This is a genomic window from Acidimicrobiia bacterium, from assembly GCA_036396535.1.
Classification (GTDB): Bacteria; Actinomycetota; Acidimicrobiia; order Spongiisociales; family UBA5794; genus DASWKR01.
Map to the genome: position 1 here is coordinate 1 of DASWKR010000068.1, position 21,985 is coordinate 21,985.

Consider the following 21,985-nt stretch of genomic DNA (forward strand, 5'->3'; position numbering starts at 1 on the left):
ATCCCCCGGTTCCCGGGGGATCGACGAGCGCCGCAGGCCGAGTCGAGGGGGCCCCACCCAACCCCAAGCCACCCCCTCGGCTCGGGTCGCGAAGCGACCACTCGCCGGTCCCCCGCAGAGCGGGAGACAGCGTCAGAAGCCGCCACCACCACACCGCGAGCCCACAACCCCAAGCCACCCCCTCGGTTCGGGTCGCGAAGCGACCACTCGCCGGTCCCCCGCAAAGCGGGAGACAACGTCAGAAGCCGCCACCACCACACCGCGAGCGCCCACAACACCGCGAAGCCCCCACGCGCAATCCCCCGGTCCCCGGGGGATCGACGAGCGCCGCAGGCCGAGTCGAGGGGGCCCACCAATCCCGCGGATCAGCGGTGGTTCACCATTCGCAGTTGCCTCGGTAGTCGACTTGGACCACGGGATGGCCGCTGCTCTCGATGTCGACGGGGATGAGGCAGGCTGTGATCGTTCCGTCTGGCGCGACGATCGCCTGGGCGATGGCAGTCTTCGACCCGGCGCTCGAGAGGCGCGGCCAGATGAAGTTGCCGAGACTCCAAGCGACGGGCTTGCCGTCGATGAGCTCGAGGGGCTGGAGGCGATGGGGGTGATGCCCGAAGATGATGTCCGCCCCGGCCTCGACCATGGCGTTGGCCCTCTCGATGTCCTCCTGGCGGGGCTGCAGGTCGAGTTCGACACCCCAATGGACCGTGACGACCACGAGGTCTGCCAGTTGTGCCGCGTCGGCCACGACTCGCGCCATCAGCTCGATGTCGTCACCGCTCGCCATTCCGGCGTCATCCTCGGTAGCAACCCAATCGGGCCACGGCACCACGCCGCCAAAGCCGATGACGGCGATCTTCCAGCCGTTGATCTCGAACAGAGCAGGCCGAGTCGCCTCTGCGACGGTCCGGCCGACGCCGACCGGCTCGATGCCGGCGGCCTCGACGTTCGCCTTGGTGTCGAGCAGGGCCTCCTCGCCGTAGTCGGCGCCGTGGTTGTTGGCGAGATTGGCCACCTCGACGCCCGCCTCCCTGGCGATCGGGAGCGCCGCGATGTCACAGTTGAAGTTGAACAGCTCCTTGACCGGAGCGCCGAGGGTCGTGGCGGCACATTCGAGGTTCACGATCGTCAGGTCGTCGTCCAAGAAGATGTCCTGGAGGCCCGAGAAGGCGTATTCGTATCCCTCTGCCTGGAAGGCGGGAATGTACCCGGGATCCAGGTTGGTGTCGCCGACGCCGCTTATCACGAGGCGTCCCTTCGGCGCCGCGGTCGTCGTCGTCTCGGGTGGTGAGGTCGTCGTCGGCGGCGCCGTCGTCGTGGCCGCTCGAGCCGCAGTCGTGTCCGCCGAGAGCGGCGTGAGGCTCGATGGGGGCGCCTCCTCGGCACGCGCCGCCGCGTCCAGCTCGACTCCGCTGCAAGCCGACACGACGAGCAGCAGCCCCGCAAGGGCCGCCAAGCCGCTGGCACGCATCACCCGCTCGAAGATAGGCGGATCGTGTCGCTACCGGTGGACATCCCGACAGGTGTCGAACTACCATCTGACTCGACCGGACACGAAGGTCTTCGGACTGGAACACGAGGTCGTCGAGACGCTCTTCGGAGCGGATCGATCGAGCGGCTCGCAAGGGCCGCTCACAGGAGAGGCCCTGGAGGCGGCAACGTCGACGGGGCTTCTCCGCGTCTACGCAGCTTCGCGGGCAGGGTCGGGGAGCCGCCCGGAAGCGATGACGTGCTCCCGCGTCGGGCGCGAGAGCACGAACCCGACGCCGGCGAGACCGACGGCGACGACGACAACGGCGATGACCGGCTTACTCCCGAGCAGGACGGCAGACAGCCCGACACTCGAAGCGATGAGGACTACAACGAGCACTTTGACGCGTCGTGGAATCCCGTAGCCGGCCTTGTATTCACGAAGCTGTCGACCGAACAACCTGTTCTCGAGCATCCAGCCATGCATCCGCTCGCTCGACAGCGAGAAGAAGTACAAGGCGATGAGGAGGTTGACGGTCCCCGGCAGCCCCGGCATGAAGTAGCCGGCGATACCGAGCCCGAGGAAGACGAAGCCGACCGCCCCGTAGATCGTACGGAGCGTGCGACTGCGACTCAGTCTGACCTGCGGCTCCACCGTGCCGACGTTAGGACGGGGTCGCGTCGATGAATACGACACCGAGTCGGAAACGCCCGGCGATGCCGGACTCGGTGTCGCCTGGTTCGGCCTCCCGCGAGGTCGCCGACATCGGTGCGAAAGGGCCCAAGGGCGGCGGAGATGCTGCCGATGAACTCTCCATGGCCGGCCAGGGGCGGATGGTGACGCGACCGATTGCGCAAGACGACGCTGGAGCGCGCCACCGGTGAGCGACTTCGGGGGACGCATCGACCGGATGATCGAGCAACGCAAGCTCGATGACGCGGCCCCGCTGTGCCGCAAGGCGATCCAGGCCGAACCGGCGGTCGCCGATCACCGCTGCAGGATGGCCCTCACGGAGCTGCTGCGTGGCCATTGGGATGCCGCCATCCGTAGCGCAGACGCCGCCATCGCCATCGACCCGCGCTGTGAGTGGGCGTACCGGCTGCGCGCCAAGGCACTGCTGGCGAAGGGATGGAAGCACGACGCCCTCTTCTCGGCTCGCATAGCGGCCGGGCTGCGACCGGACGAGCGGATGTCGCAGGAGACGCTGGTCGACGTGCTGCTCGAGCACGACATGCTCGACGCCGCGGCCGCAGCTGCCGATCGCGCCGTCGAGCTCGGACCCGACTGCGTAACGGCACTCAAGCGACGCGCCCGGGTCCATGCTCGGCGACGGGAACTGGACGACGCCGAGCGGGACGCCAGGCGAGCACTCGAGATCGATCCAGGCCACTCGCCGGCAGCGGCGATCCTCGGGGAGGTCGAAGCGGCGCGCCACGCCAGCAACGCTCGCCGTGCCGGCAGGCTCCGAATGGGCGGGGCGTCCGCCGCAGCCCTGGGCGTGGCCGTCGTCTACTCGTCGAAGGCAGGGATGCGGTCGGGGATCGATGGCGCGGCAGGGGGCGGGCTCGACTCGGCGTGGTGGGAGTACGCCCTGCTCGCAGTGGTCGCCTGCCTCGTCGTGGGGGTGATGGTGGTCCCCATCATTCGCTTCGTCGTTCCGGCGGCGATGCACAGGCTCGATCCGCTCGTGAGGAGAGCTGCCGTCAGGCGCGCAATGCGGCTTCCCCACGAGGTCCACTCCCTGGCGGGGTTGGATCGACGCTGATCAGCCGCTCGTCACAGCCGCGAGCGGATTGCCCAGAGGTCGGGGAAGACCGGCCGGAACAGGGTCGAGCGGAGGTACTCGGCGCCGCTGCTGCCGCCGGTGCCCTGCTTCTCACCGATGGTGCGCTCGACCATCTTGACGTGGCGATAGCGCCACTCCTGGAGTCCCTCGTCGAGATCCAGGAGGCGTTCGCAGACCATCGACTCGACCGGGTGGTCGGCGTAGACGCCGACCAGCATGTCCTGGATCTGCGCGCTCTCCCCGACCGCCTCCGAGATATCGCGCCCGAGCGCTTCGGGCGGCACGGAGTGGCCCTTCCTCGCCAGGTACGCAAGGAACGAGTCCCAGACCGCCGGCTCCGCCAGGAGCGCTTCGAGGCGCGTCGACCCCGGTCCTTCACCGTGGTGGGCGATCATCTCCCTCGTCCGGTGGCCGAGCATGAACTCGAGTACGCGGAACTGGAGCGATTGGAACCCGCTCCCGGATTCGAGTCGATCTCGGAATGCGGCGAACGACATCGGGGTCATCGTCTCCAGTACGTCCACTTGGGCAACGAGGGTCTTCAGGATCGTGAGGATGCGTTTCAGCGTGGACAGCACAGCCGGGTCGTCGCCCTCCTCCAGGCTGCGCTGCATGTGCTCCAGCTCGTGTATGACCTGTTTGAACCACAGCTCGTACACCTGGTGGATGACGATGAAGAGGATCTCGTCGTGCTCTTCCGACCGGGGGCGCTGCAGCCCGAGCAGCTCGTCGATGGCGAGGTAGTCGGAGTAGGTGAGGGGCTTGCTTCGTTCGGTCGTCACGACGCCGATCCTATGTCAAGGCCCCAGCTCGTGCCTCTCCCCGGTTACTGTCACCCTCATGGGCTGGTTCCTCGTGCTCCGCAGGCCCGTCGTGCCGAGGTCCGAGTGGACGGTGTCCCTGGACGAGCACCTGGCGTGGATGCAGGAACAGCACGCCGCCGGCACGGTCGTGATGTCGGGCCCGAGCCGCGACCGCAGCGTGAGCGTCTATCTCGTCAGGGCAGCCGATGAGGGGGCCGCTGCCGCGATCGCCTCTGCCGATCCGTTGACGGCCTCGGGCATGTGCGACTTCGAGCTGATCGAATGGGACGTGCACCAAGTCATGGGCGTCGGTCCTTTCACGGCCGCCGACCTCGGGATGTGATCGTTCACCCCGCGAGGATCGCAGCCGCTTCCTCGAGTGTGAACCGACCGGCCGTGACCTCGCGGCCGACGACGACGCCGCCCAGCCGCTTGCCGTCCACCTCGAGAGCGACGAGCTCGCGCAGGTCGTCGAGATGGCGCACTCCCCCGGCTGCGACGACCTCCTCGCTCTCAGTGGCGACACTCAGGGCCATCCGCAGCGCATCGTGGTTCGGTGGCTCCTCGAGTGCATCCCTGCCCGCCTCGGCGACCATGAAGCCTGCCGCCCCGGCGGCGGACATCTCGGCGAGGACCTCCTCCAAGTAGCGTCCGCTGCCTTCGGTCCAGCCTCGATACACCAGCTCCTCGTCGGGTTTCACGTCGAGGCTGATCATGATCGAGCCCGAGTACTCCCGGCACAGATCCCAGGTGAGCACCTGGTCGACGATGGCGGCCGTGCCCATCGTCACCCGCCACGCCCCCGCCTTGAGCAACCGGTCCACCTCGGAGCGCGACCTGATCCCTCCGGCAACGACGACCGGCGTCTCCGTGCTGTCGATCAGGTCTTCGATCAGCGGCCGGTTCTCGTGGTCCCCCCGGATGGCAGCGTCGAGGTCGACGACGAAGAGCTTGTGGGCTCCCTTCTCGACCCAGGCGTTGGCGCGGCCGATGGGATCGTGATCGAGGACGACGGCGTTCGATGCGTCGCCGCGGGGGAGGCGAACCGAGTTCCCTCCGAGGATGTTGACCCTGGCATACAGCGCCATGCATGGAGCCTACGCATCGCGCGCCGCCGCGGTCGGGTGACGTCCGCCCCGGAGAGTTCACGGCAACGTCACTCTTCCATCGCCTCCGCTTCAACCGAACCGGGGAGACTCGGCTCCATCGACAGCGGGAGGTGAGGATGGTGACGACCGATCGACGCACCGACGACCTCGAAGCCGACATCGCCGATCTGTCTCGAGCCGTCGCCAGGCGCCTCGAGGTGATCGCACGGAGGAGCACAGAGGGATATCAGGTGCCGTGGCAATGCCCGACGTGCGGCCACGAGAAGCTGGTGGCCGAATATCGATCGGCCCCCGCGGGAGCCCGCCTGTACCAGTAGCGGTATGACTCCTCGAAACCGGCTGCGCGGTAGAGCCGCAGCGCAGGTTCGTTGCCGTTCATCACCTGCAAATACGCCGCTCCTGCGCCTTGGGACACACCCCAGTCGATGATGGTCGCAGTGACCGAGGTCGCATGGCCGCGGCCGCGGGCATCCGGCTGGATGCCCGCGGCATCTGGCCGTGTGTTCACATCGAAGATCCCGAGCCAGCCGCCGTCCACGACCCCCATGCCGATGGCGACGACGCCCGCCTCGTCCCTGATCGACGCAAACCCGGCCGATCCCGGGATGGCGGTGATGCGCCCCAGCCACCCCTCGATCGACTCCGAGCTCATTGGTGTCCAGGCCGCTTTGGCGTCGAGCCAAGCGGACCCCGGCGATGACGGCACGGTCGCAGGCGGGGCGCCGGTTGCTCCTATGGTCCTCACCATCACCAGAGTCTCCGCCTCGGTCTCGTACCCACGCCCAGCCGCCGCCGTGTCGATCGCATCCGGCGACGCCGAGAGGACTCTGAGCAGCGGATCTCTCCTCAAGGCGACGTAGAAGCGCTCGATGGCGTCGAGGTCTGCGGCGAGATCGCCGGCCCGACGGAGCGGAGTCGTGGCCGAGTTGACCCGCCTGTTGCTCGCCAGCCTCGTCGCTCGCAACGTCCAATCCCCTCGCCGCTTCTCGATCTCCGCGGGGAACGCACGAAACGCCATCCGCTCGATCTCGGCAACCCGCTCCGATGTCGTCATGCCGAGTGATACGGGGCGAGCGCCTCCGCCAGGCCCTCCGGGAACCGCGTCGGCCTGCCGTCGAGGTCCGTGACGGCGGCGGTGACGACCTGCTTGGCGATCACCTCGTCGCTGCGCAGGATTCGCTGGCGCCAGGTCGAGCTGGCTCGCCTGATCTCGCCGACCTCCGTCTCGACGACGACCTCGTCGTGGGCGCGCGCCGACGCCAGGAAGCGGGTCTCGAGCCCGGTCACGACGAGGTGGTAGCCGAGACCGTGCAGGCGATTCAGGCCCCACCCGACCGCCTCGAGGAGATCGATCCTGCCGACCTCGAAGTACTGGATGTAGGCGGCGTGGTTGACGTGATTGTATGGATCGAGCTCGTAGAAGCGAACCCGCATGGTGCTACGGAAGGGCATTGCGGCACGCTACCCGACGGACCATCTGGTGGCGCGCCGGCTTGCGGCAACTATCCGTTGGCCTCGGCCTGCCTCCACCGACGAGGAGATCCGCGTGCTCATGCTCACTTCGAGGCCGCGAAGCCGTTCTGACGCCACGCTTCGTAGACAGCAACGGCGACCGCATTGGCGAGGTTGAGGCTGCGGCCGTCCGGCGCGATCGGTATCCGGAGGCGGTCCGTCACGGCAGGATGGTCGAGCACGTCCTCGGGGAGCCCCACCGATTCCTTGCCGAACAGCAGGATGTCCCCCGGCCGGAACGCCACCTCGCTGTAGAGGCGGTGGGCGTGTTGTGAGTAGGCGAAGACGCTCCCCGGCTGGAGGGCGGTCATCGCCGCCTCGAAGTCCTCATGGTGCGCCACATTGGCGTGCTCGCGGTAGTCCAACCCGGCGCGTCGCACTCGCGCCTCGTCGAGCTCGAATCCGAGCGGGTGAACCAGGTGGAGCTCGCACCCGGTGTTGACCGTGAGCCGCATCAAGTTCCCGGTGTTCTGCGGGATCTCCGGCTCGTGGAGCACGACCCGAAACATACGACGATCGTAGGGCCCGGCCTGTCGGCGGAGGACCACCCCCGTCCCAACCGACGAACGGGTCGCCCCGAACACGCAATCCCCCGGTCTCCGGGGGATTGGTTCACCCTGCTTGGCCTCCGGTACTCGGCGTGGTACCCCGTCAGGCCAAGCAGGGTGAACAGAGCGTCCCGCCAGGGACCGAGCCGAGGGGGCCCCACAACCCCAAGACACCCCCTCGGCTCGGCCTCCGGCGCTCGCCGGTCCCCCGCAAAGCGGGAGACAGCGTGAGAAGAGCCGGAGACAGCACGGAAGTCCCAACACACGAACGGGTCGCCCAAACACGCAATCCCCCGGTTCCCGGGGGATCGGCGAGCGTCCCGCCAGGGACACAGCCGAGGGGGCCCTCCGCAGCTACCCCCTCGGCTCGGCCTTCGGCGCTCGCCGGTCCCCCGCAAAGCGGGAGACGGCGTGAGAGAGCGTCCCGCCAAGGGACCGAGCTGAGGGGGGGGTCTTGGGCCTGTCAGGCGCCGGCGTGGACTACGTGTCCCCACCGGTCGCCGGCTGCCTCTCGGCCCGGCATGCCGTTCGAGCTCTGCTTCCAGAGTTGATCGCCCTTGGCGCTCAGCCACTTGGGTCCGCCGCGGATCACGTGAACGGCGCCTGTATCGACCCGGCCGGCACGGTCCTTCAGTGGGACGCCGACGACGAGCGACGAGTAGCCGTACCTGATCAGGGCTCCCGTCGAGAGCCATGCGCCGAACTCGTCGCCGGGGGCAGGCGCTCCCCTGACGCCCGACTTGGCCTCGCTCCACAACTTGGCGTCTTCCGGCCGCACCCCGTCCCACAGCGAGGGAACGACGACGACCGCTCCGGCGGCGGAGGCGTGTCCGGGGACGCCGATGGCAACCTCGCTGTGTCCGTCGAGATTGAAGTCACCCATCGTGATCGCCTCCCCAAGGCGATCGCCGTCCGACGCAGGCCCCGGCACACCGGCCTTTCCGGCTCGCAGGAGAACGTCCCCGGCCCTTGCCGGACCCTCCGGGCTCCCCAGCACGACGTTGACGGCCCCGACGGTGCCCTTCGGCGAAATGTCACCGGGGACGCCTACGGCCAGGTCGGCGATCTCGTCGCCGTCGACGTCGCCCGTCGCCAGTGCCCAGCCGAACCGCTCATTCGGAGCCTTCGTGCCTTTGATACCCCGACTCCCCTGCCTGAGCACGAGGTCGCGCACGGCGACGCCGCCGGCTGCCCCGAAGACGACGGCTACGGCACCGGTGTTCGAGCCGGCCGCAGTGTCCTCGAGCGGCACCCCGATCGCCAGGTCGTCGAAAGCGTCACCGTCCAGCCGACCAGCCGCGAGAGCGTGCCCGAAGGCGTCTCCCGCCCCGGGAACGCCGCCGATGCCGGGTGTGTCGCGAGACAAGCCCGCCATCCGGCCACCGATACCGGAAGGCGAGCCGTAGAAGACGGTCACGTGTCCGGCACCCGGCTCGCCCGAGACCGTCTCTCCGGGGGCACCGACGGCGATGTCGTCGTATCCGTCGCCGTCGAAGTCTCCGACTGCGAGACTCGATCCGAACCCATCACCGGCCGTGTTGCCCGTCGGAACTCCCGACCGCCTCTGATGCCACAAGTCGTCGCCGCGCGGGTCGAGTCCGGCGGCGCCACCGAAGAGGACGTGGACCGCTCCCACGTTCGCCTTGTCGCCGAACCCCTCGCCGGGTACCCCGACGACGAGGTCGTCGAACGAGTCTCCGTCGAGGTCGCCGCATGCGGTTGCCGCCCCGAACCGGTCACCCGTCTCGGCCTTCGACGCGACACCCTTCGTCGACTGCCTGACGATCGCGGCCCCCGCAGTGGCAAGCCCTCCGTCTCCCCCGAACAGCACGGTGACCGCGCCTGCGTCCTCTGCGAGCCCTTCGCCGAGGTCCTCGCCCGGAGCACCGATCGCAAGGTCGTGCCTGCCGTCACCGTCGAAATCGCAACCGCGAACGCCGCCTGGGATCGTCGGCGCCGGCACGTGAGAGGCGGCGTTGAGCGAGTCGAACGGATTGATGACGACGTGACCCCCCGAGTTGCCCGGCTTGTGGAGCTCGTAGTGCAAATGCGACACCGAGTACTCGGCGTTACCCGAGTCGCCGACCCAGCCGACGAACTGACCCGCCTCGACGTGGGCGCCCTGCCTGATCCAAGGGGCGAATCCCCATCCCTGCCCGTCGTCGGTGCCGGGCGAGTCGTTGTTCATGTGGATGTAGTAGCTCTCCCACCCGTCGTCGTGCTCGAGAGCGAACGAACAGCAGTTGCCTCCCCGCTCGTCGTTGATCCAACCGACCGTTCCGGAAGCGACTGCGATGATCGGGACCATCTTGTCGGCGATGATGTCGATGCCCTCGTGGGTGCGCTCGCAGCTCGTGCCGCGGCATTCGCCGAAGTCGTCGCGGTAGTCGTGGGACCCGACCACGGGGAACAGGATCTCGTGGACGACGGCGGCATAGTCGATCGGCAGATCTTCGGCCGGGCCTTCGACGTGTCCCTCGTTCAGCGAGGCGGACTCGCCGGCGGTGGCCGGAGCCGCCATGGTGACTCCCACGAGCAAGAACGCCAGGGCGGCGATCCTGGAGCTTCTCATGGCGCGCCCACAGCGCCGCGTGCGTGTTCCGACTCCATGAGGCTCTATCGGTCGAATCCACCAGCCCATTGACCTCGGAGTGTCGAGCGTGGCGAGCCAACCGCTCCCCAAACACCGGTGAAGTTGGCGTTAAAGGCGACGAGCCGGGTCGGTAGCATCGCTCGCCAATGCCTGCCCTCTTCATCCGAGACGGCGACCGACTCGTGCCGACCGGCCTCGCTCGCGGCGGGTGGGCCGAGAACACGCAGCACGGCGGTCCCCCGTGCGGCGTCTTGGCGTCTGCCATCGAGGCGACCCGGGCGCCCGTGCCGATGCAGACCGTGCGTCTCACGTTCGACCTGTTCAGACCGGTGCCGATGGCGCCTCTCCACACCACGACCCGCATCGTCAGGGACGGCAAGCGGATCCAGGTCATCGACGCATACCTGCACAACGGAGAGGTCACGATCGCCAGAGCAGCGGCGCTGCGTATCCGGACGAAGCCCACCGAGCTGCCACCTCACGTGGCGCAGCTCGACCGCCTCGCCCCCGGCCACTCTCCCGCAGATGGGCTGCCGGTGGGTGACCGCTGGATCGGTGCCGACGATCGGCTCGAGCGGTTCTACGTCGACGCCATCGAAGCCAGGTCGCTCGACGACAGCTTCATCCGTGGGGTCCCGGGCAAGACCTGGTTCCGGCTCAAGGCGCAACTCGTGGAGGGCGAGGAGACGAGCAGGCTGGTCGCGTTGGCGACGATCGCCGACATGGCCAACGGGAACGCCGCCGTGCTCGATCCGCAGGAGTGGCTCTTCGTCAACCCCGACCTGACGCTCTACATCCACCGATTGCCGGTCGGCGAGTGGGTCGGCATGGACTCGCGCCCCCATCCTCGATCAACCGGCGTCGGGGTGGCCGACACCCTGGTGTACGACGAGGAGGGAGCGGTTGGGCGGATCGTGCAGTCGCAGCTCATCGAGAGGCACGACGGCCACCGGTGGTAGCTTCGTGTCCCCACGACCGGAGAACGCGGCGATGAAGTTCGGATGGCTCTGCAGCCACGAGTCGTACCAACCCGAGGCCCTCGCCGATCAGGCAGTCCTTGCGGAGGAGGTCGGCTTCGACCTGGTCCTCGGGTCGGACCACTTCCACCCTTGGGTCGACCGGAACTCGGCAGCCGGATTTGTGTGGTCCTGGCTCGGTGCGGTGGCTGCCCGCACCACCCGCGTCGAGCTGGCGACGAGCGTCACGTGCCCACTGTTCCACTACCACCCGGCGCTCGTTGCTCAAGCGGCCGCCACGGTCGACAGGCTCAGCGGCGGCCGCTTCATGCTCGGTGTCGGCACGGGAGAGAACATCAACGAGGGCCCGATGGGCTTCACCTTCCCCGGGTACGGGGAGCGAATCCGACGCATGGAGGAGGCGCTCCAGATGATCCACCGCCTCCTCGATGGCGAGAAGGTCGACTACAGCGGCTCGTACTACGTGGCCGACAAGGCGCGGCTCTACAGCCCTCCGGCCCACGACATCCCGATACTCATGGCGGCCGGGGGCCCGAAGTCGGCGGCCTTCGCCGGCACGCACACCGATGGCCTCATCACGAGTGTCAAGGTGCCCGAGGAGACGCTCGTGAACGTGATCGGACCGTTCCGCGAGGCGAACGAAGGGCGCGGCGGTAAAGCGACGATCCTGGCGACACGCTGGGTGGTGCTCGCCGAACACGCCGACGAGGCGTGGGAGGCCCTCGACACCATGCGTGGGCTGCGCGCCCCCGGAAGACTCGAGGCAGTCGATCCGATGGAGTTGCGGATGGCTGCCGACGCCATGGACCGCCAGGAGATCCTGTCGAAGTACACGATCGTGTCAGACGCAGAGCAGATCGTCGAGGCGTACGCTCCGCTCGCTCGCGACATCGGCGCCGACTACGTCGCCATCCAGGTCGCCAGCACCGACCCCGTCTCCGCCATCGAGCTGGTGGGCCGTGACGTGCTCCCGGCGCTGCGGGAGCACGCAGCGTGACGGCTCAGGGCTGATACCCCCACACGTCGGCCGCCACCTCGACGACCCTGGCGAGCTTGGTCCACTGGTCGATCTCGGAGATCTCGTTGCCGTGGGCCGTCGACGAGAAGCCGCACTGGTGGCTCAAGGCCGCTTGGTCGAGTGACACGTACTCGGTGGCTTCGTCGATCCGTCGCTTCACGTCGTCCGCCGGCTCGGCTTGGGGGAACTTCGAGCTCATGAGCCCGAGCACGACCACCTTGTCGGCCGGCATGTAGCGCAGAGGAGCGAAGTCGCCGGAACGCTCGTTGTCGTACTCGAGGAAGAACCCGTCGACGTCCATCTGCTGGAAGAGGATCTCGGCGACCGGGTCGTACCCTCCCTGGGCGACCCAGGCGCTCCTGAAGTTGCCACGGCACAAGTGGACCGTGACCGTCATGTCGTCCGGCCGGTCTTTGATCGAGTCGTTCACCAGCCGGCAATACAGACGGGTGAGGTCGTCGGGGTCGTCCCCCCTCGCCGCCGTCCGCTCGCGAATCTCCGGGTCGCACAGGTACGCCAGGTTGGTGTCGTCCATCTGCAGGTAGCGGAGACCGCGTCCGGCCAGGTCGGCGATCTCCTCCCGGTAGGCCGCCGTCAGGTCGTCGAAGAAGTCGTCGAGATCGGGATACACGTCGCTGCTGATCCCCTCCCTACCGCCCCTGAAGTGGAGCATCGAAGGGGCAGGGATGCACACCTTCGGCACCCGCGACACGCGCGACGCCAGGAAGTCATAGTCGGGGCCCTGGATCGACGTGGCGTGGTCGACCTTGTCCGTCACCCGGATGGTCGGCGGCTGGAAGCCGACCTCGGTTCCGTCGTCTCTACGGAACTTCGCGAAGAACTCGCCATAGGTGACGGTCACACCCTCGAGTTGCTCGAGGAAGTCGATGTGGAAGAAGGTGCGCCTCAGCTCGCCGTCCGTGATGCCCGTGAGCCCAACCGCTTCTTGTCGGGAGACGAGTTCACCGATGTGCTCGTCCTCGACCCTCCGCAGCTCGTCGGCCGGCAGCTCCCCCTCGAAGAAGCGGGCCCTCGCCTCGGCGAGCGCAGGCGGGCGCAGGAAACTGCCGACGTGATCGGCCCTGAACGGTGGACCTTCGCCCATGTCGCACCCTCCTCGCTCGACGCAGGTGCGCCGAGGGTACTGCCGCCACCGGGACGGAGCCGCCGTCCAGTTGAGTCCTGTCCGCGCGGTTAGTCTCGCGCCCCAGGTGGATACGGCGATGCGGACCAAGGTGGCGATCATCGGGGGCGGCCCGTCGGGGCTCTTCCTGTCGCAGTTGCTCGATCTCGCCGGGGTGGAGAGCACGGTCCTCGAGGTTCGTTCCCGTGACTATGTGATGGGCCGCATCCGCGCCGGGGTGCTCGAGCAGGGAAGCGCCGAGTCGCTTCGTGCCGCAGGGGTGAGCGAGCGCATCGTGCACGACGGATTCGTGCACGAGGGCATCAACCTGGCGTTCTCGGGCGGAATGTTCCGCATCGACTTCGCGGGCCTCGTCGACAGGACCGTCATCGTCTACGGCCAGACGGAGGTACAGAAGGACCTGTTCGCGGCGCGCGACGCCCGCGCCGGCATCGTGATCGACGAGGCGGACGACGTGCGGCTCCACGATGTCGAGAGCGACGCACCCTGGGTGACGTTTCGCAAGGACGGCCTCGAGCACAGGATCGATTGCGACTTCATCGCCGGATGCGACGGCTCACACGGCGTCAGCCAGACCGCGATCCCGGGACAGGTGCTCCGCACGTTCGAGCGGGTCTACCCGTTCGGCTGGCTAGGCGTCCTCTCCGAGACCCCGCCTGTGAACGACGAGCTCATCTACGCCAACCACGAGCGGGGCTTCGCGCTCTGCTCGATGCGCCACGAAGCATTGAGCCGCTATTACATCCAATGCCCCATCGACACCGACATCGGCGACTGGGACGACGACCGGTTCTGGGACGAGCTGCGGGCGCGCCTGCCGCCGGCGGCCTCCGACGGGCTCGTCACCGGACCGTCCATCGAGAAGTCGATCACTCCGCTGCGCAGCTACGTCGCCGAGCCCATGAGCTTCGGCAAGCTGTACCTCGCCGGCGACGCGGCACACGTCGTCCCCCCGACGGGTGCCAAGGGTCTCAACCTGGCTCTGACGGACGTCGTGTACCTGTCGGGCGCCATCGCCGAGTTCTACGAACATGGCTCGACTGCCGCTCTGGACGGCTATTCGGACACTGCATTGCGCCGGGTGTGGAAGGCCGTGAGGTTCTCGTGGTGGATGACGACGCTCATGCACCGGTTCGCCGACGGTGGCGAGTTCGGGTTTCGCCTCCAAGAGGCGGAGCTCGACTACCTCTCTTCGTCGGCGGCGGCGCAGCGGGCGCTCGCAGAGAACTACACGGGTCTGCCATTGTGAAGTCGGGGGCTACCGGGAGGCGAGCCACGGGCATCCGCTGTGGCGCGTTGACCTGGTGTTTCTGCGTACGACGGACCCCCACATGGTACTTTTCCTCGGCGAGGAGAGCCGGTTGAGCAAGTACGAGTCGGGCATGGACAAACGGCGGGCAGTGTTGGGAGACGACCACGTCGACCGTGCGGTTGCGGCGACGACAGATCTCGATCGCGGCTTCCAGCACTGGATCACCGAGACCGCTTGGGAAGGGGTGTGGTCGCGCCCCGGTCTCGACGACCGGACGCGCAGCCTCATCACCATCGCCCTGCTGGCGGCGGGAGGCCACGACGAGATCGACCTGCACCTGAGAGCTGCCAGGAACACCGGAGCGACGGAAGCCGAGATCGCCGAGGCGCTCATGCACGTCGCCGTGTACGCCGGGGTGCCTGCCGCCAACGCGGCCTTCGCCGCCATGAAGCGCATCAGCGACGAGGTGCCCGATGAGTGACCCGATGATCACTCACTACGGGCCGAAGGCCTACGACGACCATCCCCCGTTTCGTTACCCCGACTACAAGTCGACCATGAAGCGCTCGCCGGACAAGGACCTCGTCAAGATCGTGCAGACGCTCACGGAGTCGACGGGACCCGGCCCGGTGTGGGCCGAGGTCTCCGAGGAAGACGCCGATCTCACGACGAACGCCGGCACCGGCGGCGCCGCCATCGGGGAGCGCATCATCGTGACAGGCAAGGTGCTCGACGAGAACGGTGCCGCCATCCCTGGAACACTCATCGAGATCTGGCAGGCCAACGCCTCCGGCCGCTACGCCCATTGGAGGGAGACCGCCTTCCCGGCGCCGCTCGACCCCAACTTCATCGGCGTCGGCCAGTGCTCGAGCGACGACGGCGGCACCTACCGGTTCACCACGATCAAGCCGGGGCCGTACCCGTGGGGCAACCACCCGAACGCGTGGCGGCCCGCCCACATCCACTTCTCGCTGATGGGACCTGCGATCGGCACGAGGCTCGTCACCCAGATGTACTTCCCGGGGGATCCGTTGCTGCCGCTCGACCCGATCTACAACTCCGCTCCGCAGCACTCGAGGGGGCGCATGGTCAGCGAATACGACCACGACGTCACCCGCGAGAACTGGGCGCTCGGATACCGATTCGACATCGTCCTGCGCGGTCCGCTCGCAACGCCGACCGACGAGGAGACGTGATGGCGCCCGGCGAGACCCCGTCGCAGACCGTCGGGCCGTACTTCTCGATGCGCCTCGGCGCCGCAGGCGAGAACCTGCTCGCACGTCCCGGGGTCGCCGGCGAGCGAATCCGCATCGAGGGGGTCGTCTACGACGGCGACGGGAACCACGTCGAAGACGCCCTCATCGAGATCTGGCAAGCCAACGCCTCGGGGCGCTACCGGCACGCCGCCGACACCAGGGACGAGATCCCGATCGACGAGCGCTTCACCGGCTTCGGAAGGGCGGGAACCGACTTCGCCACCGGCGGGTACTGGTTCGAGTCGATCAAGCCGGGGCCGATGCCCGACCCGGAAGGAGAGATGCAGGCTCCTCACATCAGCTTGATCGTCCAAGCACGCGGGACTCTGGACCCGTACTTCACGAGGATCTACTTCTCGGACGAGCGGCACGCCAACGAGCACGACATCGTGCTCGCCATGGTGCCCGAGGACAGGAGAGCAACCCTCGTCGCCGACCTGGTCGACGGGTCGGATCCGAGGACATACCGCTTCGACATCCGGCTGCAGGGGCCGGGCGAGACCGTCTTCTTCGACTTCTGATGGCCAGCATCGTCACACTGAGCGAAGCGATCTCCGCCACCGTCGCCGACGGCCACACCGTTGCGCTCGAGGGCTTCACCCACCTGATCCCGTTCGCGGCGGGCCACGAGGTCATCCGCCAGGGGAGGACAGACCTGCGGCTCATCAGGATGACGCCGGATCTCATCTACGACCAGATGATCGGCATGGGCTGCGCCGCCGGCCTCGTCTTCTCATGGGGAGGCAACCCGGGGGTCGGCTCCCTCCACCGGTTGCGCGACGCCGTCGAGAACGACTGGCCGAAGCCATTGGAGCTCGACGAGCACAGCCACGCCGCCATGGCGAACGCGTGGGCATCGGGAGCCTCCGGCCTCCCGTTCGCGGTGTTCCGGGGCTACCAGGGCACGTCGCTCACCGACGTCAACCGCAACACCGCCACGGTGACCTGCCCGTTCACCGAAGAGACGCTGGCCGCGGTGCCGTCGCATCGACCGGATGTGGGGATCGTCCACGCGCAACGGGCGGATCGCCACGGAAACGTGCTCGTGGAAGGAATCGTCGGCGTGCAGAAGGAAGTCGTGCTGGCATCGGCTGCGTCCGTCGTGACCGTCGAGGAGATCGTGGACGACCTGGCTCCGCCGAGCATGAACAGCGTCGTCATTCCGGGGTGGACGATCGACTTCGTCGCCGAGGTGCCCCGAGGCGCTCACCCGTCGTACGTGCACGGGTACTACAACCGTGACAACTCGTTCTACGTGGAGTGGGACGCCGTCAGCAGGGACCGCGACAGGTTCCTGACCTGGATGGACGAGCACGTGATGAGCGCCTCATGACCGAGTACTCGCCGGACGAGATGATGATCGTCACGGCCGCCCGAGCACTCGCAGACGACGACGTGTGCTTCGTCGGGATAGGCGCCCCCTCCGCCGCGTGCAACCTCGCCAGGCTCACCCATGCCCCGAACATCACGCTGATCTACGAGTCGGGGACGATCGCTACCCGGCCCGACGTCCTGCCGCTCTCGATCGGCGACGGCGAGCTCGCCGAGACGGCCCTGACGACGGTCTCCGTCCCCGAGATGTTTCGCTACTGGCTCCAGGGAGGGCGCATCTCGATCGGATTTCTCGGAGCCGCGCAGCTCGACCGGTACGCCAACATCAACACGACGGTCGTCGGTGACTACGCCCACCCGGAGGTGCGCCTCCCCGGCGGTGGCGGCGCTCCCGAGATTGCGGCGTCGTGCGGCCGGGTCTTCATCACCATGAAGCACTCGAGGCGTGGCATGGTCGATCGCCTCGACTTCACGACGTCGCTCGGCTTCGGCCCGACCGGGAAGGAGCGAGAGCTGCTCGGGATCACAACCGCCGGTCCGGTGCTCGTCATCACGGATCTGTGTGTCATGGAGCCGGACCCCGAGTCGCACGAGCTCCTGGTGACGTCGATCCACCCCGGGACGGGCGTGCGTGACGTCAGGGAGGCGACCGGGTGGGACCTGCGAGTCGCCGCCGAGGTCGAAGGGACGGAACCGCCGGCAGACGGCGAGCTCGAGGTACTGCGTGACCTCTACGCCCGCACCGAAGCTGCCCACGCGGGGATGCGATGACAGAGCCGACGTTCGACCCCGGATTCTCAACGGCCGAGATGTCGCGGGTGTTCTCGCCCCGGGGCCACGTCGCCGGGATCCTGCGATTCGAGGCAGCCCTGGCCGGTGCCCTGGCGGACGTCGGGCTCATCGGACCGGACGTCGCCGGGGAGGTCGAGGCCCGCTGTCTCGCCCTCGAAGTGGATGCCCCCGACATCCTGGCGCGCGGTTGGGCGGCCGGCTCTCCTCTGCTGCCGCTGCTCGAGGAGATCAGAGCGGGGCTCTCCCCCGACGCGGCGTCCGCCGTCCACCGCGGCGCCACCAGCCAGGACGCCATCGACACCGCCCTCATGCTCCAGGCCGGAGTCGGCCTCGACGCCTTGCGCGCCGGATTGATGGGTTGCGGCGCCAAGCTGCGTGACCTGGCAGCGGCTCACGTCGCTACTCCGACCATGGCCCGCACGCTGCTCCAGCCCGCCGGACCGATGAGCTTGGGAGCGCGCCTGGCACTCTGGCTGGAGCCACTCGTCCGCCACATCGACGAGCTGGAGGAGGCGCGCGACAACCTGGCGCTCCAGCTCGGAGGGCTGGCTGGAGATGCTGCGGCGCACGGCATGGAAGCAGCTGCGATCGCAACTGCGACCGCAGCCAGGCTCGGGCTGGTGGCGCCGCCGACGTCGTGGCACGGCGACCGCTCGCGCAGCAGAGCTGTCGTCGCCGCGGTGGCTGCCACGTGCTCGTCCGTCGACAAGGTCGCCGGCGACATCGTTCTCCTCGCCGGCTTCGGCGAGGTGACGGCCGGCTCGGGCCGGTCTTCGAGCATGCCGGACAAGCGCAACCCGATCGACGCCGTCAGGGCCGTGGCAGCCGCCCAGGTGTGTGCGGCCGGCGCAGCCGTGGTGCTGGGGGCGCGTCCCCCCGAGTTGGAGCGCGCCGCCGGAGGGTGGCAGGCAGAGTGGCTCGCCTTCCCGCTCGTGTTCCACACGGCGGGAGCCGCCGTCGAGGCACTCGACCGCAGCCTGGGTGTTCTCGAGGTCGACCAGGAGCGCATGCTCGAGGCACTCGGAGGCGTCGACCATGCCGCCGCCATCGTTGCTGGCGAGCGGGTGGTCGCCGCCGTGACGGCCGCCTTCTCGGCGGTGGAGGAGCGCGGGTGAACGTCACCCACGTCGGCGACACCGCCATCGCCTGGGAGGACCATGGGCCGGTCGACGCCGCCACCGTCGTCCTGTGCCACTCGCTCGGGTACGACCACGACATGTGGCGGCCGCAGATCGAGGCGCTGGCAGCGTCGTATCGGGTCATCGCCATCGACATGCGAGGACACGGCTCCTCGGACGCTCCGGAGGGACCGTATGACATGGCGACGCTCGCCGGTGACGTCGTGACCGTGGCAGACAGCGCCGGGGTCGACTCCTTCGCCGTCTGCGGGCTCTCGATCGGTGGTCAGATCGCTCTGTGGCTCGGCATCAACGCAGCCGATCGGTTGTGGGCGCTGGCGGCGTGCAACACGGCGGCCAGGATCGGCACGGCGGAAGGCTGGGCCGACCGGGTCGCCCAGGTGCAGACCGACGGGATGCAGTCACTGGTCGACGCCGCCAGGACGCGGTGGTGGTCGCCGGACTTCCCTCAGCGGAACGCCGGATGGGCAGAGCGCGGGCTGGCGTGCCTGGCCACCACCTCACCTGTCGGGTACATCGGCTGTTGCCACGCCTTGGCCGCCTCCGACCTGAGCGGCGAGGTGACCGGGATCACGACGCCAACGCTCGTCGTTGGAGGGTCACTCGACCAGTCGACGAGTCCGGCGGCGGCCGAGTGGCTCCACAGCCACATCCCGGCGAGCCGGCTCACGATCATCGAGGGGGCCGCCCACATCTCGAATCTCGACAAGGCGGAGAGGTTCACGGAGGCGCTGCAACGGTTCCTCGAGGACCACTGACCGCAGACCGCTCACTCTCCACCCGCGAGCAGCGCAGCGGCCCGCAACCCACTCTCGATCGCCCCGTTCATGGTTCCCGATCCGTTCACGTGCTCCCCGGCGAAGACCACCCGACCGTGACGGCGCGCCAGAGCCGCCAGGTGGCGCCTCGCCCCGGGTCCGACGGCCGAGTAGCAGCCGCCGGCCAGCGAGTCGCTCCCCCAGTGGTGCATGACCGGAGCCCCGGCCGGCTCGAGCCCGGGTATCGATCGACGCAGCCGTTCCATCCACACGCCACTCCCGCCCGACGCCTCGATGTGATCCATGGCACCGTATGAGCCGGCGAAGGCGGTGACGGCAGGCTGGGGGATGCCGCCATCGCCGAGTGCCGTCCACGCCCAGTAGGGCACCGTGACGTCTTGGACGGCCTGCACGACCGGGTCGACCACCGGCACGGCGAGCTTGGCGGCGTCGCCCATGCCGATCGCACCGATCGCTGATCGCACGTCGTCGGGTACCAGCGCTCCGAGGCCGATCCTCCGGAGGACAGGAAGCGGCACCGCCACCACGACGGCGTCGCATCCGACTTCGGCGCGGCGGTCGCCATCCGTGCCTGCAACGACCAATCCATCTCCATCCTGCTCACCGACCGACGAGACCACGAAGCCGCTCCTCACGTCGTCGACGCCGGCAGCGAGCGCCCGTGCGATGCGATCGTTACCGTCCGCCACCCGGAAATAGACCCGGTCCTCACCGAACGAGAAGCTGCCCACCAGCTCCGAGGCGCCCACCCGACCCAGGTCGGCACCGCACGAGGCCGTGAGCCGGGCGACGAGGAGCGCCCGCATCGCCACGCCGATGTCGAGGCGCTCGATGAGATCGGCGATCGACGTGTCATCGAGCTGCGACTCGGTGTACCGGCCGAGAAGGCGGGCTGCGGCGCGGTGACCGCTCCGCTGCTCGTCCGGTGACACCGGCAGGCCGCCGAACACGGCGCGGACGGCGAAGTCGATGCCCGTCTCGACGACCTGGAGGCCGAATCGGCTCGTGATCGCCAGCAGGGCGGCGTCGCCTTGGTCGATCCACTCGCCCCCGAGCTCGACGGTCGCCCCGTTGTCGAGCGTCTCCGACCAGACACGTCCCCCAACCCGGTGGCGGGCTTCGAGGACCGTGACGTGGTGCCCGGCGTGCTGCAGCCGGTCGGCAGCCGCCAACCCTGCCAGCCCGGCGCCGATGACGACGACTCGCATGGACTCCGTCAGCCGAACTGGACCGAGCGCTTCGACAGCCCGAGGAAGAATCCCTCGATCACGGTCTCGCCTGTCTGACCGAGCCCGACGCTCGTCCCGAGAGCCACGAACAGCGGAGCGAAGTGCTCGGTCCTGGGATGGGCGATGGCAGCCGCAGGAGCCTTCCGCTGGAAGTCGAGGAGGGCGTCGACGTCGCCGTCTTCGAGCCGCTCCCGCATCCAGGCATCGAACTCGACCGACCAGGACGGCGCCGGGGCGTCGGTCATCCACATGGGGGCCATCTCTCTCAGGTTGTGGGTCGTGAAGCCGCTCCCGATGATGAGAACGCCCTGGTCACGCAGGGGGGCGAGCCGCCTGCCCATCTCGAGCAGCTCGGATGGGTCGAGCGTCGGCATCGAGATCTGGAGCACCGGGATGTCCGCTTCGGGGTACATCTCGACGAGCGGGACATACGCCCCGTGGTCGAGCCCCCGGCCGGCGTCGTCGTGAATCGCCCCGCCGGGCCCGCCGAGGAGCTTCCGCACCTCGGCTGCCAGCCCGGGCGCACCCGGCGCCGCATACGTGACTTGGTAGTACCTCTCCGGAAACCCCCAGAAGTCGTAGTACAGCGGGACAGTGGTCGTCGCGGCGAGCGTCGTCGGCGCCGACTCCCAGTGGGCCGACACGATGAGGATCGACGACGGCCTGTCGAGCGAAGCCGACCAGTCGGCGAGCTCCCGAGTCCACACGGGATCGTCCGCCAGCGGCGGTGCCCCGTGGCTCAGGAAGATCGCAGGCATTCGCCTGTCGGTGAGCTCCTCGGCGACCGTCACAAGATGATCCCTCAGACCAACGCCGCGTCCACCGTGATCTCGACGTTGCCCTTGAGGGCGTTCGAGACCGGGCACCCGTCCTTGGCGGCCGCGGCTTGCTCGGCGAACGTGGCGGCGTCCATCCCGGGCACGTTGCCCCTCACCAACAAGGCCATCGTCGTGAGCCTCCAGCCGGCGTCCGTCCTCTCGAACGCGGCGACCGCCTCTGTGTCGAGCTGCTCGGCCGGGTGACCGGCCTGGGCGAGGCCGTTCGAGAGCGCCATGTTGTAACAGGCTGCGTGGGCGGCGGCGATGAGCTCTTCCGGGCTGGTCCTCCCTGCGGACTCCTCCGTCCTGCTGGCCCACGAAACCGGAAGCGGTCCTGCCGCTCCGCTGCCGGCCAGCGTGGTCGTTCCCGAGCCGCTGAACAGGTCACCGCTCCATTGCGCCGTCGCTCGACTCTGCATCGATCCTCCGA

24 protein-coding genes are annotated in these 21,985 nt (G+C 68.5%); 12 read left to right on the plus strand and 12 right to left on the minus strand.

Annotated elements, in window-relative coordinates; all coding sequences use genetic code 11:
* Positions 1-376: 376 nt before the first annotated feature.
* Positions 377-1,468 (minus strand): CapA family protein, encoded by a 1,092-nt coding sequence (locus tag VGC47_12670; protein ID HEX9856159.1) that lies wholly within the window; start codon positions 1,466-1,468, stop codon positions 377-379.
* 210 nt (positions 1,469-1,678) lie between these two features.
* The gene (locus VGC47_12675) at positions 1,679-2,122 is read right to left on the minus strand and encodes a YbaN family protein (GenBank protein HEX9856160.1); all 444 of its coding nucleotides are present in this window, start codon (positions 2,120-2,122) and stop codon (positions 1,679-1,681) included.
* Positions 2,123-2,348: 226 nt separating this feature from the next.
* Here VGC47_12675 and VGC47_12680 point away from each other — a divergent pair, with 226 nt between their 5' ends.
* Positions 2,349-3,233, plus strand: coding sequence for a tetratricopeptide repeat protein (locus VGC47_12680; GenBank protein HEX9856161.1), 885 nt, complete (start codon positions 2,349-2,351; stop codon positions 3,231-3,233).
* Positions 3,234-3,244: 11 nt separating this feature from the next.
* Here the strand turns inward: VGC47_12680 and VGC47_12685 are convergent, their stop codons facing one another.
* Entirely contained in the window at positions 3,245-4,036 is a 792-nt protein-coding gene (locus VGC47_12685; GenBank protein HEX9856162.1) for a tryptophan 2,3-dioxygenase family protein, read from the minus strand.
* A gap of 58 nt (positions 4,037-4,094) precedes the next feature.
* Between VGC47_12685 and VGC47_12690 the strand changes: the two genes are divergently transcribed.
* Positions 4,095-4,400, plus strand: a complete 306-nt coding sequence (locus VGC47_12690) for a YciI family protein (GenBank protein ID HEX9856163.1) — start codon at positions 4,095-4,097, stop codon at positions 4,398-4,400.
* 4 nt (positions 4,401-4,404) lie between these two features.
* On the opposite strand, the gene VGC47_12695 is transcribed toward VGC47_12690, so the two are convergent.
* The 5 genes from VGC47_12695 to VGC47_12715 all read right to left on the minus strand — a co-directional run bounded on the left by VGC47_12695 (position 4,405) and on the right by VGC47_12715 (position 9,798).
* The gene (locus VGC47_12695) at positions 4,405-5,145 is read right to left on the minus strand and encodes a HisA/HisF-related TIM barrel protein (protein ID HEX9856164.1); all 741 of its coding nucleotides are present in this window, start codon (positions 5,143-5,145) and stop codon (positions 4,405-4,407) included.
* Positions 5,146-5,392: 247 nt separating this feature from the next.
* Positions 5,393-6,220 carry a GNAT family N-acetyltransferase gene (locus tag VGC47_12700; protein HEX9856165.1) on the minus strand — a complete coding sequence of 276 codons (828 nt, stop codon included), beginning with the start codon at positions 6,218-6,220 and terminating at the stop codon, positions 5,393-5,395.
* Positions 6,217-6,618, minus strand: a complete 402-nt coding sequence (locus tag VGC47_12705) for a thioesterase family protein (protein ID HEX9856166.1) — start codon at positions 6,616-6,618, stop codon at positions 6,217-6,219. Before VGC47_12705 ends, VGC47_12700 begins: the two co-directional genes overlap by 4 nt.
* A 104-nt stretch (positions 6,619-6,722) precedes the next feature.
* Positions 6,723-7,187: a tRNA (cytidine(34)-2'-O)-methyltransferase gene (locus VGC47_12710; protein ID HEX9856167.1), complete on the minus strand. Its 465-nt coding sequence runs from the start codon at positions 7,185-7,187 to the stop codon at positions 6,723-6,725.
* Positions 7,188-7,689: 502 nt separating this feature from the next.
* Positions 7,690-9,798, minus strand: coding sequence for a peptidoglycan DD-metalloendopeptidase family protein (locus VGC47_12715; GenBank protein HEX9856168.1), 2,109 nt, complete (start codon positions 9,796-9,798; stop codon positions 7,690-7,692).
* Between the two features lie 167 nt (positions 9,799-9,965).
* Here VGC47_12715 and VGC47_12720 point away from each other — a divergent pair, with 167 nt between their 5' ends.
* On the plus strand, positions 9,966-10,778 hold the full coding sequence (locus VGC47_12720; protein HEX9856169.1) for a thioesterase family protein: 813 nt from the start codon (positions 9,966-9,968) through the stop codon (positions 10,776-10,778).
* A gap of 31 nt (positions 10,779-10,809) precedes the next feature.
* Positions 10,810-11,793, plus strand: coding sequence for a TIGR03557 family F420-dependent LLM class oxidoreductase (locus tag VGC47_12725; GenBank protein ID HEX9856170.1), 984 nt, complete (start codon positions 10,810-10,812; stop codon positions 11,791-11,793).
* 4 nt (positions 11,794-11,797) lie between these two features.
* Here VGC47_12725 and VGC47_12730 read toward each other — a convergent pair whose 3' ends face one another.
* A complete protein-coding gene (locus VGC47_12730; GenBank protein ID HEX9856171.1) occupies positions 11,798-12,919 on the minus strand; it encodes a 5-methyltetrahydropteroyltriglutamate--homocysteine S-methyltransferase in 1,122 nt (373 codons plus the stop codon).
* 118 nt (positions 12,920-13,037) lie between these two features.
* Between VGC47_12730 and pobA the strand changes: the two genes are divergently transcribed.
* From pobA to pcaD, 8 genes are all read left to right on the plus strand, one after another.
* Positions 13,038-14,207, plus strand: a complete 1,170-nt coding sequence (gene pobA, locus VGC47_12735) for a 4-hydroxybenzoate 3-monooxygenase (GenBank protein HEX9856172.1) — start codon at positions 13,038-13,040, stop codon at positions 14,205-14,207.
* Positions 14,208-14,289: 82 nt separating this feature from the next.
* Positions 14,290-14,691: a 4-carboxymuconolactone decarboxylase gene (pcaC, locus tag VGC47_12740; GenBank protein HEX9856173.1), complete on the plus strand. Its 402-nt coding sequence runs from the start codon at positions 14,290-14,292 to the stop codon at positions 14,689-14,691.
* Positions 14,684-15,406 carry a protocatechuate 3,4-dioxygenase subunit beta gene (gene pcaH / locus VGC47_12745; protein ID HEX9856174.1) on the plus strand — a complete coding sequence of 241 codons (723 nt, stop codon included), beginning with the start codon at positions 14,684-14,686 and terminating at the stop codon, positions 15,404-15,406. Before pcaC ends, pcaH begins: the two co-directional genes overlap by 8 nt.
* Positions 15,406-15,987, plus strand: coding sequence for a protocatechuate 3,4-dioxygenase subunit alpha (gene pcaG, locus VGC47_12750; protein HEX9856175.1), 582 nt, complete (start codon positions 15,406-15,408; stop codon positions 15,985-15,987). The genes pcaH and pcaG overlap by 1 nt, the downstream gene beginning before the upstream one ends.
* Positions 15,987-16,799 (plus strand): CoA-transferase, encoded by an 813-nt coding sequence (locus VGC47_12755; GenBank protein ID HEX9856176.1) that lies wholly within the window; start codon positions 15,987-15,989, stop codon positions 16,797-16,799. The genes pcaG and VGC47_12755 overlap by 1 nt, the downstream gene beginning before the upstream one ends.
* The gene (locus tag VGC47_12760) at positions 16,796-17,569 is read left to right on the plus strand and encodes a CoA-transferase subunit beta (protein ID HEX9856177.1); all 774 of its coding nucleotides are present in this window, start codon (positions 16,796-16,798) and stop codon (positions 17,567-17,569) included. Before VGC47_12755 ends, VGC47_12760 begins: the two co-directional genes overlap by 4 nt.
* Positions 17,566-18,705, plus strand: a complete 1,140-nt coding sequence (locus VGC47_12765; protein HEX9856178.1) for a lyase family protein — start codon at positions 17,566-17,568, stop codon at positions 18,703-18,705. The genes VGC47_12760 and VGC47_12765 overlap by 4 nt, the downstream gene beginning before the upstream one ends.
* Complete coding sequence (gene pcaD / locus VGC47_12770) at positions 18,702-19,487, plus strand: 3-oxoadipate enol-lactonase (GenBank protein HEX9856179.1); 786 nt, start codon at positions 18,702-18,704, stop codon at positions 19,485-19,487. The genes VGC47_12765 and pcaD overlap by 4 nt, the downstream gene beginning before the upstream one ends.
* Before the next feature lie 11 nt (positions 19,488-19,498).
* On the opposite strand, the gene VGC47_12775 is transcribed toward pcaD, so the two are convergent.
* The 3 genes from VGC47_12775 to VGC47_12785 are packed head-to-tail and all read right to left on the minus strand — an operon-like array spanning position 19,499 to position 21,974.
* Positions 19,499-20,716, minus strand: coding sequence for an NAD(P)/FAD-dependent oxidoreductase (locus tag VGC47_12775; protein ID HEX9856180.1), 1,218 nt, complete (start codon positions 20,714-20,716; stop codon positions 19,499-19,501).
* Positions 20,717-20,724: 8 nt separating this feature from the next.
* Complete coding sequence (locus VGC47_12780; protein ID HEX9856181.1) at positions 20,725-21,495, minus strand: class III extradiol ring-cleavage dioxygenase; 771 nt, start codon at positions 21,493-21,495, stop codon at positions 20,725-20,727.
* 44 nt (positions 21,496-21,539) lie between these two features.
* Positions 21,540-21,974 (minus strand): OsmC family peroxiredoxin, encoded by a 435-nt coding sequence (locus VGC47_12785; GenBank protein ID HEX9856182.1) that lies wholly within the window; start codon positions 21,972-21,974, stop codon positions 21,540-21,542.
* Between the last annotated feature and the right edge of the window lie 11 nt (positions 21,975-21,985).

Excerpts from the sequence above, each read along its gene's own strand:
- VGC47_12715 (HEX9856168.1), bottom strand. The coding sequence starts at position 9,798 with ATGAGAAGCTCCAGGATCGCCGCCCTGGCGTTCTTGCTCGTGGGAGTC.
- VGC47_12700 (HEX9856165.1), bottom strand. The coding sequence starts at position 6,220 with ATGACGACATCGGAGCGGGTTGCCGAGATCGAGCGGATGGCGTTTCGT.
- VGC47_12730 (HEX9856171.1), bottom strand. The coding sequence starts at position 12,919 with ATGGGCGAAGGTCCACCGTTCAGGGCCGATCACGTCGGCAGTTTCCTG.
- VGC47_12775 (HEX9856180.1), bottom strand. The coding sequence starts at position 20,716 with ATGCGAGTCGTCGTCATCGGCGCCGGGCTGGCAGGGTTGGCGGCTGCC.
- VGC47_12760 (HEX9856177.1), top strand. The coding sequence starts at position 16,796 with ATGACCGAGTACTCGCCGGACGAGATGATGATCGTCACGGCCGCCCGA.
- pobA (HEX9856172.1), top strand. The coding sequence starts at position 13,038 with ATGCGGACCAAGGTGGCGATCATCGGGGGCGGCCCGTCGGGGCTCTTC.
- VGC47_12755 (HEX9856176.1), top strand. The coding sequence starts at position 15,987 with ATGGCCAGCATCGTCACACTGAGCGAAGCGATCTCCGCCACCGTCGCC.
- pcaC (HEX9856173.1), top strand. The coding sequence starts at position 14,290 with ATGGTACTTTTCCTCGGCGAGGAGAGCCGGTTGAGCAAGTACGAGTCG.
- VGC47_12670 (HEX9856159.1), bottom strand. The coding sequence starts at position 1,468 with ATGCGTGCCAGCGGCTTGGCGGCCCTTGCGGGGCTGCTGCTCGTCGTG.
- VGC47_12780 (HEX9856181.1), bottom strand. The coding sequence starts at position 21,495 with ATGCCTGCGATCTTCCTGAGCCACGGGGCACCGCCGCTGGCGGACGAT.
- VGC47_12705 (HEX9856166.1), bottom strand. The coding sequence starts at position 6,618 with ATGCCCTTCCGTAGCACCATGCGGGTTCGCTTCTACGAGCTCGATCCA.
- VGC47_12690 (HEX9856163.1), top strand. The coding sequence starts at position 4,095 with ATGGGCTGGTTCCTCGTGCTCCGCAGGCCCGTCGTGCCGAGGTCCGAG.
- VGC47_12725 (HEX9856170.1), top strand. The coding sequence starts at position 10,810 with ATGAAGTTCGGATGGCTCTGCAGCCACGAGTCGTACCAACCCGAGGCC.
- VGC47_12765 (HEX9856178.1), top strand. The coding sequence starts at position 17,566 with ATGACAGAGCCGACGTTCGACCCCGGATTCTCAACGGCCGAGATGTCG.
- VGC47_12720 (HEX9856169.1), top strand. The coding sequence starts at position 9,966 with ATGCCTGCCCTCTTCATCCGAGACGGCGACCGACTCGTGCCGACCGGC.
- pcaG (HEX9856175.1), top strand. The coding sequence starts at position 15,406 with ATGGCGCCCGGCGAGACCCCGTCGCAGACCGTCGGGCCGTACTTCTCG.
- VGC47_12710 (HEX9856167.1), bottom strand. The coding sequence starts at position 7,187 with ATGTTTCGGGTCGTGCTCCACGAGCCGGAGATCCCGCAGAACACCGGG.
- VGC47_12785 (HEX9856182.1), bottom strand. The coding sequence starts at position 21,974 with ATGCAGAGTCGAGCGACGGCGCAATGGAGCGGTGACCTGTTCAGCGGC.
- VGC47_12695 (HEX9856164.1), bottom strand. The coding sequence starts at position 5,145 with ATGGCGCTGTATGCCAGGGTCAACATCCTCGGAGGGAACTCGGTTCGC.
- pcaH (HEX9856174.1), top strand. The coding sequence starts at position 14,684 with ATGAGTGACCCGATGATCACTCACTACGGGCCGAAGGCCTACGACGAC.